The 14722-nt window shown below is 52.1% G+C and carries 16 protein-coding genes and 1 tRNA gene; 4 read left to right on the top strand and 13 right to left on the bottom strand.

What is annotated here, in order from left to right; genetic code table 11:
• Positions 1-905 precede the first annotated feature (905 nt).
• From JFU11_RS04965 to JFU11_RS04950, 4 genes are all read left to right on the top strand, one after another.
• On the top strand, positions 906-1883 hold the full coding sequence (locus tag JFU11_RS04965) for a DUF4917 family protein (protein ID WP_124337184.1): 978 nt from the start codon (positions 906-908) through the stop codon (positions 1881-1883).
• 137 nt (positions 1884-2020) lie between these two features.
• Positions 2021-3064: a hypothetical protein gene (locus tag JFU11_RS04960; protein ID WP_201059935.1), complete on the top strand. Its 1044-nt coding sequence runs from the start codon at positions 2021-2023 to the stop codon at positions 3062-3064.
• Positions 3061-4137, top strand: a complete 1077-nt coding sequence (locus JFU11_RS04955; protein WP_201059934.1) for a hypothetical protein — start codon at positions 3061-3063, stop codon at positions 4135-4137. Before JFU11_RS04960 ends, JFU11_RS04955 begins: the two co-directional genes overlap by 4 nt.
• Positions 4124-4789 carry a hypothetical protein gene (locus JFU11_RS04950; RefSeq protein ID WP_201059933.1) on the top strand — a complete coding sequence of 222 codons (666 nt, stop codon included), beginning with the start codon at positions 4124-4126 and terminating at the stop codon, positions 4787-4789. The genes JFU11_RS04955 and JFU11_RS04950 overlap by 14 nt, the downstream gene beginning before the upstream one ends.
• Positions 4790-4988: 199 nt before the next feature.
• Here the strand turns inward: JFU11_RS04950 and JFU11_RS04945 are convergent, their stop codons facing one another.
• The 13 genes from JFU11_RS04945 to JFU11_RS04885 all read right to left on the bottom strand — a co-directional run bounded on the left by JFU11_RS04945 (position 4989) and on the right by JFU11_RS04885 (position 14642).
• Positions 4989-5354 (bottom strand): histone-like nucleoid-structuring protein, MvaT/MvaU family, encoded by a 366-nt coding sequence (locus tag JFU11_RS04945; protein ID WP_201059932.1) that lies wholly within the window; start codon positions 5352-5354, stop codon positions 4989-4991.
• Positions 5355-5420: 66 nt separating this feature from the next.
• A complete protein-coding gene (locus JFU11_RS04940; RefSeq protein WP_201059931.1) occupies positions 5421-5609 on the bottom strand; it encodes a hypothetical protein in 189 nt (62 codons plus the stop codon).
• A 65-nt stretch (positions 5610-5674) separates the two neighbouring features.
• A complete protein-coding gene (locus JFU11_RS04935) occupies positions 5675-6655 on the bottom strand; it encodes a hypothetical protein (RefSeq protein ID WP_201059930.1) in 981 nt (326 codons plus the stop codon).
• A gap of 92 nt (positions 6656-6747) precedes the next feature.
• Positions 6748-9654 (bottom strand): DUF927 domain-containing protein, encoded by a 2907-nt coding sequence (locus JFU11_RS04930; RefSeq protein WP_201059929.1) that lies wholly within the window; start codon positions 9652-9654, stop codon positions 6748-6750.
• Positions 9651-9923: a DUF3077 domain-containing protein gene (locus JFU11_RS04925; RefSeq protein WP_201059928.1), complete on the bottom strand. Its 273-nt coding sequence runs from the start codon at positions 9921-9923 to the stop codon at positions 9651-9653. Before JFU11_RS04925 ends, JFU11_RS04930 begins: the two co-directional genes overlap by 4 nt.
• Positions 9920-10204, bottom strand: coding sequence for a hypothetical protein (locus JFU11_RS04920; protein WP_201059927.1), 285 nt, complete (start codon positions 10202-10204; stop codon positions 9920-9922). The genes JFU11_RS04925 and JFU11_RS04920 overlap by 4 nt, the downstream gene beginning before the upstream one ends.
• On the bottom strand, positions 10201-10359 hold the full coding sequence (locus tag JFU11_RS04915) for a hypothetical protein (protein ID WP_192230143.1): 159 nt from the start codon (positions 10357-10359) through the stop codon (positions 10201-10203). The genes JFU11_RS04920 and JFU11_RS04915 overlap by 4 nt, the downstream gene beginning before the upstream one ends.
• Before the next feature lie 373 nt (positions 10360-10732).
• Positions 10733-11038, bottom strand: a complete 306-nt coding sequence (locus JFU11_RS04910) for a hypothetical protein (protein WP_201059926.1) — start codon at positions 11036-11038, stop codon at positions 10733-10735.
• On the bottom strand, positions 11035-11643 hold the full coding sequence (locus JFU11_RS04905) for a hypothetical protein (RefSeq protein WP_201059925.1): 609 nt from the start codon (positions 11641-11643) through the stop codon (positions 11035-11037). The genes JFU11_RS04910 and JFU11_RS04905 overlap by 4 nt, the downstream gene beginning before the upstream one ends.
• A complete protein-coding gene (locus JFU11_RS04900; RefSeq protein ID WP_201059924.1) occupies positions 11640-11906 on the bottom strand; it encodes an AlpA family phage regulatory protein in 267 nt (88 codons plus the stop codon). The genes JFU11_RS04905 and JFU11_RS04900 overlap by 4 nt, the downstream gene beginning before the upstream one ends.
• A 78-nt stretch (positions 11907-11984) precedes the next feature.
• Positions 11985-13013: a hypothetical protein gene (locus JFU11_RS04895; protein WP_201059923.1), complete on the bottom strand. Its 1029-nt coding sequence runs from the start codon at positions 13011-13013 to the stop codon at positions 11985-11987.
• Between the two features lie 138 nt (positions 13014-13151).
• Entirely contained in the window at positions 13152-14393 is a 1242-nt protein-coding gene (locus JFU11_RS04890; RefSeq protein WP_201059922.1) for a tyrosine-type recombinase/integrase, read from the bottom strand.
• A gap of 164 nt (positions 14394-14557) precedes the next feature.
• A tRNA-Leu gene (locus tag JFU11_RS04885) sits at positions 14558-14642 on the bottom strand.
• Between the last annotated feature and the right edge of the window lie 80 nt (positions 14643-14722).

Genomic DNA, 14722 nt, shown 5'->3' with positions numbered 1-14722 from the left:
GGCGCCACAGGTTACTGAAATTTCAGCGTTGAAATTGAAAGGATCTTGAAGAAAAAAGGGCATCGTTACCGTATAGGTAAAGGTGGCCTGGGATCGGCCGTGTCGTAGGGCAAATGCACTGGTGAACCAGCAGTTTACCCGGTTCACCTGTTCACTAAGCTGGGAGTACTCCCGCTAACAAGGTCCGACGGGTTTCCGACCCCGTGTCCATCGAAAGGACCCAGGGGCCCCAGCGTTTTTTTAAGGTCGGGGCCGAAGATTCAGCCAGGCCTACTAGTATCTGTTGATGATCTGCCGGATGGAGAGGCGTCATGGAAATGAATGGCTCGTGTTCTTACGCCTGACTGCTGTTAGCCGCGACGCGGATACGATCGAATAAGGATCTGCTTTAAATAGGGCCCCAGCCTCCACTAGATGTTTCCGGCAGGCTGCTTTTGGCGCTGAAGGAATTGTGATTAACGGGGGAGCGGGGAGATGCCGCTCTCAATCCCGTGTTACTAGTGTTACTGGTGTTACGAGCGAGCTAACTACTTGTATCAAAAGGAGATTTATTCAGTCACACCGTGTGGGGTTCTATTTTGGGGCGGTGTTACGGGGCAGGTGGGTGTAACGCATCTCCGGCAAAGGATGGCAGCGTCCAGAGTGGAGAGTGTTGACTACCAAAGAGAGGCTATTACTAGGGACGCATATTTGAATCCACCCCCAATGAACCGCTCAAGCCAGGCCCTCGTTGCCTGACAGCGCTTTGCCGAGCTGGTCTAGATAACTACAAACAGGACCGTTTCAAGCGCGGCCGAGCAAAGTTCGGTGCGTAAACGAATTCTTGCAAGTGGGCTTAAGGGCGATAGACAGGGTTCGAGAGGACTGATAGCGTTCTGATTCCATAAATCTACCAAGGAAAGGTGATGCCCAACATCGTTGATTGGCGAGAAATTCGCGATAATTTTAACCACACGGTTTTATTAGGAAATGGAGCCAGCATGGCCGTCCATCCTGATTTCGGGTATGGATCGTTGTATGAGGCAGCGAACCAGATGGGGTTTCTCGACGGACCTGTTCGGACGGTCTTTCAGCGATTCAATACTTTCGACTTTGAACTCGTTCTTAGGCGTCTCTGGTATACCTCTCTAGTCAATGAAGCGTTTGGTAACCAGCCTGGCGCAGTTGAACAAGCATATCAGCAGGTCCGAACCGCATTGATTCAAACAGTGCGTGAGACACATGTCACCTATGCGGATGCCGAAGAGCATTTGCCCAATATATATAGATTTTTAAAAAGATTCGATACCGTCGTTTCCCTGAATTACGATCTTATTGTGTATTGGGCAATAATGTTTGGTAATAGAACTTTAGGGCGTTGGTTTAAAGATGGATTTATGCCTCGGAGTTTTCGTGATGATTGGGAATCATTGAGGGAGCCATACGGCGCGGAAAGATCCACATTGGTTTTTTATCCGCACGGGAATTTGGTTCTTGCCCGTTCTGAAACTGGCGCAGAAGTAAAGTTGGCAGGTGGCGACGAAAGATTACTCGATGTGATTCTAGATAGCTGGGAAGGGAGAGGCGCAATTCCATTATTTGTATGTGAAGGGACCGCCGAGCATAAGAAGTCTGCTATTGAAAGCGCATCGTATCTGCAGCGTGTCTATAGAGAGGTAGTTCCTTCTCTGAATGACTCACTGGTGATATATGGTTGGAATATATCGGTGCAAGATCAGCATATAATTGATCAGTTGCGGCGATCAAACATTACTCGCGTAGCGGTATCAGTTTGGAATGAAGATGCAGGATATATGCAGAGGGCAGAAGAGGCTCTGCGTAGTATAGGTATTCGGCACATACATTTTTATGATTCGGCCAGTGAGGGCTGCTGGATAAACTGAGGCTTTACTCACAGGGGTAGAATGCGTTTCTAGAAAGGTCAGTCTATTAAGCTATTTCAGGAAATAGGTGCTGATAAAAATGGTAGGTGGTGTGAGGTTATAGTATAAAGATTATATAGGTCTATTGAGGGGGTGTTATGGCTGGGGAAGTTGCAAATATCACCGAGGTTGCGGTGAAGGTAACTAAGGATATATTTAAATGGTTTAAGTGGGATGCTGTTCCCATTATGGATGAAAACTTTGATTGTCACAAAGTTGATAAGCATAAAGCCCCCCCAAAGAAAAAGAGTAAAGTTTTATCGGAGCCCAAGCACAGCCATCCCGTAGATGTGGTGTTCAAGTATTTCGATCCTTATACAAATAGGGTTGTTATGCTAAATACAGATTTAAAAAGTTACGCAAAAGGCAGCATTTCTACGCCAAATATAATCGCAGCACTAGAGTCGCTGGCTAAAACAATCGATTGTGCTAGATCAAGTTCTGAGTGGCAAAGAAAATATATTCTTGATGAAGTGCTTTATGAAATCAGGGGCATGCTTTTTATATATAATCATGATGGTGAATACCATAAGGATTTTCTAAAGCTCGTCGAGCCTATAAATACTGATAAGCTCGGTATTCAAGAGGGGCAAATGCTACATGTCCTGGACTCAGAGCGAATTCGTTATCTTTTTACCGTAGTGACAGATATGAAAAGTCTGCACGCGGAAGATGAGTTTCCAATAAAAGATTATTCCTTTTTTTATCCTGATCTGTACTTGCACAAATCCCATGGAGATCCAGACTCGTTGCCCGCCACTGTGGAGTTACTCTGTGCTCCTTACATGATAATAAAGCACGGGGATCCAATGAGTGGTAAAGAGCTTGATGAGCGCGGTAACGAGGGGTATGTGATCTATTATAACCAAGATGGTTCGACAGAATATGAGTTCCGCTACTTGTTAGACTCGTTGTCAAGGTTTCAAATTCTTCGTCAGAAATGCACCATCAAAATTAGAGTGGCTCATAGCAATCCGCACAAACTAATTAAGAGTAACTTTGAGACGGCAAAAAACATATACTTGGCGGGTTGGGGGATGGACTCTTATAAGAAAACAGAGCTTGAGCGGATTGAGTTTGAGGTTGTAAATTTGTCCGCTCCGAGATATATGCCCGGGGTTCTGGCATGGAGATACTCATGAAAAGCGGTCATTTATATTATGCGTCTGATAAAGCAGTATATGATGCGCTCGTCCAATACAATTTTAAAAATGCAGATATACGTGAGCTTCTCTTAAGTAGGGGGATATTGATTTCACAAGATACAGAGAGGAAAGTCTTAGCTTTGTATTTTAGTCGCATGAATCATGACTACTACGATCACCAAAGAATCGCTGGGATATTTGGTGGTAATAGCCGCAAGGAGCGAGTTGCGATATCAAGCCTTCAGGGGAATATTGGAGATAGTAAACTTGAGGTGGCGGCTCAAGCGTTTAAAGAGGAGCTTGAAAGCAAGGGGGCTAAGGTCAGCGTAAAATGGGTTCAGAAGAAAATGGAGATAACGGTTTTATATGATGATTACAATAGTAATAAATCTGAGTTTAAACAGACTGTTGAAAGGGAAGGTGTTTTTGAAATAGAAGTAACAGAGTCTGGTTTGAATGTCAGGGGGCCCCAGAATAATTTTATGGATAACTCAAAGGGCATTTTGATAGATTTGCTTGCTAAGAACAGCGAGGGTGGAAGCCTAGGCTTGAAAGAAATAGAGATGAGTTCGATCCACGACAATAAGTTAAGGACAAAGTTTTTTAGGAGTTTGCTAGCAAATCTAAATGGATATGTGTTGAAGGATGTTACGGACGTCTATGTATATAATCCGAAAATAAAAGCTGATTCAGCCGAGGGAGATCTAGGGATTCATATTACAAAAGCATCGCTAAAGGGCGAGGGTTTGTTGTTTTCCCAAGAGTTGGACGGGTTGCTGAAAACCGGATTTTATGTTTGTAAGATAGTTTGGACTACTCATTCGGCATCTGAGAAGTCCGATCTTTATGAGTTGGAGGCCCAGTTTACAGAACCGGAACACTGTGAGAAGTTCTCATACGCAGTAAAAGGTAGATATAAGCTGGGAGATAGTGGTCATCATAATAAAAACAAAACCTCATGTGAGTCTCTGGCAGAAAAGCGAATGCTGCGTCTATTGGAGGCAGCAGCCATGAAAACACTTGATGAAGTGGCTGAAGAGTTTTCAGGAGGTAAAGATGAAACCAATTAAACAGCTCTGGCTCATATTGACTCATGGTAAGCGGGTAGCGGATGCGCTGCAGAAGCATACGTTTAGTGTTGATAATCCATCAGGGTTTGAATTGATTGAAGTATCTCCGGATAGGGTGCATGCGAAATTTTTCGAACGGCTAGAGATTTTCGAGGAGGTCGATACGCCATTTGGTGATGTACAAAAAATTCATATCGTTCGATATGTTGTTATAGATTTCACTGTAATCAAAGTTGGTGAGGGGTTGTCCTTAATAAAAATTCTTAGGCCGCCTGTTTCTATAAAAAGCTTTTCAAAAAAATTGATGGAAGCTTTTGCATATGAAGGGGCATTAAAGAAAGCCTCTTTTAATTTGGCGGAAGTCTACAGCCTTATCCAGGGGGAGCCTGCCATTGATCGTCTCGTCGTGACGAAAGTCACAGCTAGCCAAGTCCCTGTGGGAGATAGGGCTACCGCTCGTATTGAGGTTGCATCTATAACAAATGCGCTACTGGAATTGCAGAAAGAATATAACTCTCCTGCAGTAAAGCTAGAAAAAATAATGATTTCTGCCAGGATGAATTTTGAGCTGGAGATCTTGGATGTCTCGGCGGCGGGGTCAATTTACTGTACGCCTGGAATGGAGTTTTATCTGGAGAAAACTTTGTTTTAGCATGATATTGAGTTTGTTTTTTACTTGTTTTTTACTTGTTTTTTACTTGTTTTGTACGATTCTACTAGGCATTTCTGTCAGGTATTTATTTTTAAAAGGTTTTGAGACGGTTAGTCTCGATTTTAATATTGCACTGTAGGAAGAAGTAGGGCTAGGTTAAAAAAAGGCCTCATAGAGACCTTTTTACTAAATCCGGAACTTATTTTCTCAGCCAGCTTTCAACTAAATCCGAACCATGCTTGGCTTTCCACTCTTTCAGCGTCTTGTGATTACCGCCTTTAGTTTCTACGACTTCGCCGGTGTGCGGGTTCTTGTAAGTCTTCAGTTCGCGAGGCTTGCGGGTGCCGGTCGTGGCGGCCAAAGTTGGACCGCGCTTGCCGCTTTGTGGATCTAGCAAATTGATGATGTGCTTCAGGCTAAAGCCGTACTGATCCAGCAGTCCTCGCAGCTTGGTCTCGAACTCGATTTCTTTCTTCAATGCGGCATCGCCCTTCAGTGCTTCCAGCGCCTGGAGCTGTTCGGCCAAGTGTTTTTCAAGCTGACGGTATTCGGCAAGTTTGGACATGAGCGTTTCCTGATGTTTGTTTTGAAGATATCTATCTGAATAGTATTGCAGCATACAAGCTCAGCATTATTTTCGGCCGTATAACTTGCTATCGACGTGGTTTATTTCAGCCTTTATCAAGTCGACAGTGAGTTTCTGAACCGTAGTGGCTTTTCCGGTTTTTATGTCCACGATTTTCAGCAATGCGGTCAGATGGTTTTTGCGGGCCTTGAGTGTATCGGTCCAGCTCGCGCTGCTCTGTATTTGAGTGTTCATGATCTTTATCCTGGCGGGGTTCTAAACAGCCCGCGTGCGCAGGCTGTTTCAGGTGGCTTAGCGCGTTACAACGAGAGAACGTCTTGCACGGTGTGCTTATGAGAGCGCTCCGACAATTCACGGCTGCTCCATGTGTCGAAGCCTTCACCTTCTTTTGGAAGCACCAATCTCCTCAGACTGAGTTGGTCGCCGCCCAGCATCCTTTCAACAGCCCACAGCTTGCCTCCTGCATCCATCAGCGCTTGCGCTTTTTCGTTCCACTGTTCTTCCAATACCGTCTGCGCCAGGAACATGGCTGTTCGTTCGATGGCATTGTGTTCTTTTTGAGCCTCAACTATGTGCTGGTCGACGATGACCATTTCCTGTTCCAGCGCTGCGATGATCAAGTGCTGGCGACGATTGTGCTCGGTTGCAGTCGTGAGGTTTTTCGCAGCCTTTTGCGCTTCAGCATTGGCGTTCTTTTCGCCCTCGGTGTCGCCCCACGCCACAGCTTGAGCATAGGCTGTTGCTGCATCGGTTTCGGCCTGCCGGGCTTTTGCCATGTCCTCAGTCGCTTGCTTCTGGATCTGCTCCAAACGGGTACTGAGACTGTTCCGCTTTTCGTTGAGCTCCTGCTCGTCGGCTTTCCAGTTCGCCATCGATTCGGTGTAGCCCGCCATCAATGTCTCGTGATTAACGAGCTTTTCACGTCGGGTAATCCGATCAGTAACAATGCTGGCCTGATGCTTTCGAGAGTCGTAAGGGATTTTCAGGGTGTTGTACTGTTTGCGAATTTCGTAAAGCCGATCAGTATCCAGCGTCTCCTCATCCTCCAGCAGCGCCTCTAGCGGAGCGATCTCGATATACATCTGTTCGACTTCACTCAGGTATTTATCCCTCTCGACTTTCAGTTTTTCGATCTCGCCCAGCAGCAGCTGTTTCTTGTCGCAATTTCCGGTCGCTTCACTGCTGTCCGAAACACGCTGTGCGAGCACTGTAGCTTCACGGCTTTCCAGCTCATTGGTCAGTAGTTCGCGTTGCTCTGTGGATGCTTGAAATTCGTTCATCTGTCATGTTCCTTCAAATTTGGGTTTGGGTTGAATGAGCGGCTGGCGAGGCCGGGAGTGAGCCGGCGCTACCTCGATCTGCGGAGATGCCCTCAGGCAGCCCTAGCCTCGCTGTCATCCGTTCCCGGGATCGTCTTCACGATGTAGCAGCGTTGTGGACCAAGGCCGGGCAGGCGGACCAGACTCGACGCCTTGCCGTCGCTACCCGGCTCCAGCACACCGCGTTGCAGCAGTTCCTTGTTCACTGCGGTGAGGTTCATGCCCCGGAAGATCTCGGAGCGCCATGCCTCGGTCAGCACGTAATAGGTGTTGGTGGTGTGCATGGTGTCGCCCATGCCGTGCTCGAGCGTCTTGCGAAAGCCGAGGCGATCGATGGTGCGCGGGCCGTGTTCGTCGATCTTCGCCGCCGCCGATTCCCAGCGGGTAAAACGGCTTTCGCCGAAGCGCTCGATGACCTGGCGCAGGCGCGCCAAGATCGCATCACCTTCGAAGTTCCCGGTGCCGCCACGCTCGTTCATCCATGCGTTGAGGCACACGCGAGCAGCGGTGGTGGCAGTCCCATCCGGCCAGCCGGTGATACCCATCGCGGTGGCCAGTTCACCGGCTGCGGCTGCGAGGCCGAAGCGAGCTGCTGCACGGCGTGCCTGTCCGCTGGCCGAGGCCGGTAGCGACTGGGCGATAAATCCTTCCAGCATGCGGCGCAGAATGGCGGACCAACCGTGACGTTTGCCGGGTTCACACAGAGCCGTTAGAAACGCCGTAAGCGGTGTGCCGTAGTACTTCGCTACCCGAGCCTTCAGCGCATCGGCAAGGGTCGCCGCATCCTCAAAGCCGTTGAGGGCGTCGAACATGCCGAGTCCTTTGCTCGCATCAGCCGGGACTGCGAGCATGCGCACCTCCATGCCCGCTTTCAGCACCTTGTTGGCCTCGGCCATGTGCTGGGCCAGCGTCTTCTCGCCGGTGGAGAGAAACAGCAAGCGCCACTCCTGTACCTGTCGGCCTGCTTGCCCTCGATCATTGGCTCGTGCCTTGCCGGTGCCGTTGCCCAGCATGTACACCGTTTCGCCAATGATGCGTGGATCGCACATACCGATTTCATCGAGCACCAGAAGGCCATCTGAGTGCGCGGCGGCGATGGATTCGAGCGCGTTGTCGGTGGAGCGCCACGAACGCACCAGACGCGGCCCGCCGTAGATCGAGGCGGCGACTTGCAGGTGAGTGGTCTTGCCGCCAGAGCTGTCGCCATACAGGTGGAAGCCTCCTGACTCATGGCCAAGCATGTGCAGCAGCGGGCCAGCAAAGGCCACGCCGACGACGAACGCCAATCGATGATTGCCGACGCACAGTGCGCCGATCTGCTCCTGCCACTGCTTAAGCGAGCCTGCTTCGCTGATCGGCGGAAGCTGAGAGCCGGCCTCGTAGAAGTGCAGATGTTCGCTGTGCGCTCCGACCTGCTGCTCGGGCAGCAGAAAAGCGTTGTCGTGCCAACCCAGGCGGGTAACCAGTCGTGCCCTTTGCGCGCTGTCGAAGCCGCCGAGGTAACTTTGTAGGTCGTTGCGTGCATTGCGTCCGGAGCGACTACCGGCGAGACGCAGACCCATATCCACCAACGGGCCAAGTACGTCTTTGCCGAAGTCGCCGGTCATGGTGCGCGCCGGGATGTTCCAGCGTTTTTTGGCGCCGTCGGGGTCGTCGAACTCGACCAATAGGCCCCAGTTCTGGCCTTTGTCATCGCGGGTACGGGCGAGTATTTCCAGAGGCGAACACACTGGGCGCGATTCGCCGTCATCGCCCGCATAAAACACACCTTCGGACGTGAGACGAAAGCCACCGGGCATTAGGTCGTTTTTCGATTTCGCAGGACGCTTGGCCGGTGCTTTCGTCTTGGGTTCCGGCTTGGCTTCAGTCGGTTCCGTCGCCGACTTCTCCACAGGCAATCCAAACAATTCACCGCTGCTTTCCAGTTCGGCGAAATGGGCGGCTGTCCAGCCCTTAGCGAGCGCATCGGCGGCATCGTCGCCGTCATCCCATTGACCACCTTTGGCGAAGGCGGCGCGTTCGTTCTTCAGCGTGGGCTTGCGTTTGAGCATTTCCAACGCGATGACTCGAACCGAGGCGGCGCCGATTTCACGCAGCTTATCGGCAATAGCTTCCATGCAGGCTTTGCCGCTGTCGTCATTGTCCGGCCACAACAGCACGTCGCGACCTTTGAGTGGTGTCAGATCGGCTTTGTGCCAGGAGTTGGAGCCGTTCGGCCAACAGGTGGCCACGTGACCCGGCAGCAGTTCAGCGGCGGCGTCGGCAGCTTTCTCGCCTTCGCACAGGGCAACCGGCGCATCAGCGCGCTGGACCAGTTCATCAAGGCGCAGCAACGGGCGCGGATCGGGTAGGCCCTGCCAGCGCCATTGCTTGGTTTGGCCATCGGCGCGCTGACACCACGTCAGTGGTGCAAAGACCTTCTTCGGCTTACCGTCTTCATCGGGGCCGAGGTCGAAGCGGTAGAGCGCCATGAGTGACTGGCCCCGAGCATCACGATAGATCCATATTGTGGATGGTGCGCCATGCTGCCGATGCTTGGCCGGGCACTTGTTCATGGCCTCGGCCGGGATCGGCTGAATGGCAATCCACTCAGGCGCTTTTGTCTTGCTGGGCGCTGCCTTCGTCTCGGCGGCACCGGGCGCTACGTTGAGCAGGTTTGCCAGTTTTTTGCAGGCATCGACGTCAGTTCCGCCGTCCAGATAGCGCACCAGATCGATCAGGTCACCGCCCTTGTCGCCGGTGGCGAAGTCGGCCCACGTGCCCTTGCTCAAATTGATCTTGAGCGATCCGGCGCGTTTATCGCTGCGGGTCGGATTTGGAGCGGTATATTCCTTGCCGCTGTCCACGCGCTTGCCGTTGGGCAGCCAGTGCGATAGGACACGATCGATGTCTTTCAGTGCAGCGGCTTTCACGTCGGCAAAGCTTGGGCGTTTGGCGGTGCTGTTTTGGCGTCGGCTCATGCGTCAGCCCTCGCCAAAAACAGTGCGTCGTTGATGTCATCGATTAAGGCTTTGGCCATCTCGCCGAGGTACAGAGCAGGCCAACTGAAGCGCTCGCCGTGATCGCTCATGGCGGCGTCGAGGTTGAGTTGGTTCGCGTGATGCTGAAGCTGCGAAACCATCTCCAGTGCATCCTCGACCGGGACACCGGCATTGACCCGAAACAGCTTTAGGTCGGTGGCGTTGACGCGGGAAAATGTGGCGTGGCCAAGAGTGGTGGAAGTGCTCATAGCGCACCGCCTTTCTTCGCCGCAGGAATCGAGGTGGTGTCACCGTGCAAGGCGAGTGTTTTGATCAGGCCGAGAGTGCCGCGTACGTCCCAAAGGACGGCTGCGATCACATGATTGGCGAGGCGCGAGGATTCGCTTTCGAAGTGATCTTCAAGCAGCGTCAGCACCGAGTCGGCGCGATCAATGGCGCAGGTGATAGCGTCGATGGGCACGCCGGCTTCGGCGTGAGTGCTTACGCACAACAGATCTTCTGGCAGGGCAAAACTCAGGACGTTGTTCATTGGGCACCGCCTGCGGTTTCGAGTGCGCGGGCTTTGGCCATGTGGTTGTTGTAGCGGGAGAGGCGTGTAGCGAGGCTGGAATTGGCGTGTAAAGCGGCGAGAGCCATTGCACGGTGTGCAGCGGCGCGAATTTTTGACGGATTGAGGGCGTGCATCTGGCGAAGCTCCTATTGTTGAGGAGCTGCCACGTTCGTTACCAAGCGAATGGGTGGCAGCTGTGCGCAGGTTGGTAAACCGGGACAATAGGAACCCGGCAGACCCGAAGGTCTCCCACGCACAGCCGCCATAAAACGGAATTGCGGGCGCAAAAAAAGCGCCTGCAAAAGAGATATGGGCGCTGTTGCGCCTATTGTTCAACGGGTTACCAAGCCCGGTCGCTGAGTTTGCAGCGACGGCCAGAGAGTAACGTCCGTTTTTCGAAAGTGCAACTGCGTTGATGACTTGCGGAATTTTCAGGTGCAGCATAAATTGTTCGTGCATGTAGATTTACCTCAACGCCTCCGGATCGCCCCCGGAGGCGTTTTCGTTTCAGGCGTGGGTTTCCCAGCGCAGGGAAAGGAGGGGCAGGAAGCCATCGCTGAGCATGGATCGTGCATCTTCGTAGGCTTGTGTTTGCTGGCCTTCATCGACGATCACGGCTCCGGTCTTTTCGCAGTGGAGGGACAGGGCGCACCAGGTGCCGTCGGCCCAACTGAGCACGCTGACCACGCGCCCTTGCTTGTCCTGCTGGCTGCGGTATCGCTCAAGGCACTGCATGAGGCGGGGCGAAAAGCCAATTCGGCGCAATACCGAAAATGGGTGCATGAAAACGTTGTCTGCGATCTTTCGGCTCATGCTGCCTCCTGCACAAAGGCAAATAGCGGCGGTGGTGTTTCGCCTTTGAGCCAAGTCAGAATCTTTCTGTCCTCGGCGCAACGTCGGCGGTATGCGACTGCCAGAAAATCGCGGTGTTGTGCGAGGCATTCATCCAAATACTCGGTCAGATCCGAGGTCAGGCGCATGTCGTGGTGAAGGCGCTCGGTTGCGCTTTTCTCCACGGCGAGATCCTCATCCGTGATGCGTTGCCATACCGCCGGATCATTCGCATACCCCGCCGATTGATCCACCAGCCAGTAGGTGACCCAGTCGGTCATACCGCGCGACTTGAGCGAGGCGAGGCGGCTTTCGCTCATCGCGAAGTAGCCGGTTCCATAGACGCTCGAAAACTCTCTGCGCACCGCGTTTTTGCGGATCAGTTCGGGCAGTTCCCATGGATTGGCTTTGAGCGGAAGAACAAGGCCGTCAGGGCTGAAAAAGAACGCTTCCTGCTCTTCGCCGTTCCAGCTCACGCCCGCGATGGTGCGATGACGCCAGTTGATTGCGCCTGGTTGATAAAGACGGAATCCAATGCTGTAGGAGTCGAGAAATGGCCCTTTGAATGGGCGGTAGCTGCGCTTCATGCGGCCACCTGATCACGTGCTTCAATGCGGCTGCGTGCCCAAGCCTGGACTTCTGCGAGTACCCATGCGACAGGGGCGCCACGTGCGTTGCTGATGCTCAGTTTCACGGGACGCGGAAAGCCGCTTTCAGTGCACTGCATTAGCTTGTAAATGGTGGGGCGAGCTAAGCCAACAATGCCCATTACTTCAGATATTCTGATTAGGGTCGTGTCTGGGTCGCGATGAGGGCGGGAGTTGATATCAGTAGCGATAGAGCTAGTCATAGTCGTGCCTGTATGGTGAGAGACAGGCACAGACTAGGGAGCAAAAAAAAAGCAAACATGGTTTGCTTTTTTTGCGGGTTACCGGGGTAAGTAGCGGCGTTCGCGGAGATACTTTCTGACGGTAGGTATCGACGCTATCTTGTCTTTTTCAACGAGCGCCTTCACCAAATCAGTTTCAGATATTTTGGGGTCAGCTGCGATATGGCGATCGGCTGCTTTGCAGATGCGTTCGCGCCGTTTTGCTGCTGCCTGTTGCTTGTCGGATTCTGGATTGCTGTTGCCCCTACCGGCTGTTTTTCCACGTAGCGATGCTTGAGCGGCAGTAACGTTGCCAAGGGCCGCGCGCAAAAAACCGTGCGCATCAAAGCCTGGTGTTGATACATCGATGCTCTCAATCTGGCTGTAAAGAGAGGACAGCATCAGCGCCTTTTCCGCTTCTCCTTTGAATATCGCGAAGTCTTCCCTGCTTCGTATTTCGAAACCGCTGGTTCGGTCTCGCGCTCTATCGATAAGCTTTAAGTATTGTTTGGGATCTGTCTGGCGTATTGACTCCACCAAATCAGCCTCCGAGTCATAGACGCTCAGCTCCAAATCGAACAGCCAGTTCGCAAGAACTTCAACTGCTTGTACTGCCTTGATCAGCGCGTAGGTCGCTACCAGTTTTGAGTCAGAGGCTTGATGATCAAAGCCGACGAATTGGCGAGCGGCTTCGGGCAGCGAGGAGGCCTCGTTAAAGCTGTAATGTTGTTCAATGTCATCGCGTTTGCGAAACATTGTCTGAATGATCGAATCTGCGCATTGAGCGTAATCGCCATCCTCAAGCCAAAAAGCCTGTGCATGATGGATGAGGCCGAAGCCTTCCTTGAAATGGTCGTAAAAGTGGCCATAGAGCGCCAGTTCGCTCACTCCTAGTTCGATCTCGTCCATGTCGCGCAGCAGACAATTCACGTCCATGCCGGCGATCAGTAATCCCAGATCCTCTCTATTCAAATCGTCATCCATCAGGCTGCCCCACGCCCCGAAGACGGAGAGCCAGACCAGCGCGGTACGCCGTCGAAGTAATTGCCAGCAGGGAGCGAAGGTTGCTTCTTCTGTTACACGTTTCACCTGCGTTACGTGCGGTGTACGGAAAACTGTTGATGCGTGTAACGAGAGAGAACGCCAATGAATTCGGGCGTTTGGTCGTGTTCGTTACACGAGTAACACCCGTAACACGTCTTTTGGAGGGGGGCGGGATAGGATTACTCATACCGCTTTTCCAAACTGTCCGTTGATCACTTTTCCACTTGCTAACGCATCAAGGTGATCTGCATACCACTGCATCATTTTCACTCTGTGCTCAAGGTATTGAGCCTTGTTGTACACCCCAGAGATTCCCTCCTCTTTGTGAGCAAGCTGCGCTTCTACATGCTCTTTCGGCCAGCCGTGTTCTCTGAGCAGAGTGCTAGCGGTATGACGAGTACCATGGCCAACCAAGCGACCTTTGTAACCAACCGTCGCAAAGACTTTGTTGATGGTGTTTTCACTAATCGTCGGATTCTTAGCGCCGACTCCGGGGAACAGCCATCGACTGCGCCCAGTGAGGCAATGGAGTTCTCTAAGAGCGGAAAGCGCTTGCTTAGGGAGTGGGCACACAAAATCCCTGCGCATCTTCATCTTGGCGGCAGGTGTCGTCCAAATCGCTTTATCAAGGTCGAACTCTTTCCATTCAGCTAAGCGAACCATTCCCGGTCTCGATGCCGTCCATATGCAAAGCCATGCTGCAGTTCGGGCTGTCAGTCTGCTGGGTGTGTTTTTCAACGCGGTTAGGAAGTCGCCGAGTTCAGGTTCAAGCAGATGTGGATGCTGTTGAGTCTTTGGTGCTTGGGCGGCGATATCGCGAAGACGGCTACCCGGATCGTTTTCGGTCAAGCCCAATCCAATGGCTCGACCGAAGATCTGATTGATCCAGGTGCGGCACTTCTCCGCTACGTTGTGAGCATCTCTAGCTTCTATCGATGCTTGGAGTTCTGCGCAATCTGTGCGGGTAATCTCGTCGAGGGGTTTGTCACCAAGCGCAGGAAGGATGTCCTTGTCGAGGTACGTGCGGATCTTATTTAGGGTAGAAGGGGCAAGACCCTTTTCTTCTTTCGCCTTGAGCCAAGCATCGGCGGCCGCCCGGAAGGTTCGAGCTTTAGCCGTATCGATTGCAGCTTTTGCAGATCGCTTTTGTTCGAGTGGATCGGCGCCACTGCTCACTACTTTGCGTAGATCAGCAGCTTTGTCGCGTGCAAATGCGCCACTTACTTCTGGATAACCCCCAAGCCCCATCCAAGCCCAATTGCCAGCCGGACGTTTGTAGCGGAGTTGCCAAGATTTACCTCCGTCAGGTTTGACCCTGAAGTAGAGGCCATTTCCGTCGAGCTCACGGTATTCCTTTGATTCCGGCTCCAGTCCCGCAAGTGTCGTGTCAGCGAGAGGGCGGCGCTTGATGTCTGCGCGCTTCATCCTTGTATCCCAAAGTTCGGTATTTTTCTCAGGATACAAGCAGGGATACAGGGATACAACGGATAGGGGGAGACAGGGATAAACAGATAGGCACAAAAAAACCGGCCAAGTGGCCGGTTTCTCTGGGTCTGAGAGTCTGGTAGAGACTTTCAGATACTGCTATATGGTGCCCCGAGGGAGACTCGAACTCCCACTTCTTGCGAAAACGGATTTTGAATCCGCCGCGTCTACCAATTCCGCCATCAGGGCTCAATGGCGGCGAAGTATAGAGATGAGATTACCGTCGGTCAATCAGGTACATAGAGAATTTTCACTATTTCGGCTAGACT

Origin of the sequence: Pseudomonas sp. TH37 (genome assembly GCF_016650735.1) — a bacterium.
GTDB classification, from domain to species: Bacteria; Pseudomonadota; Gammaproteobacteria; order Pseudomonadales; family Pseudomonadaceae; genus Aquipseudomonas; species Aquipseudomonas farris.
Note: the sequence above shows the minus strand (reverse complement) of the source record. Positions and strands in the feature narration are given on the sequence as shown.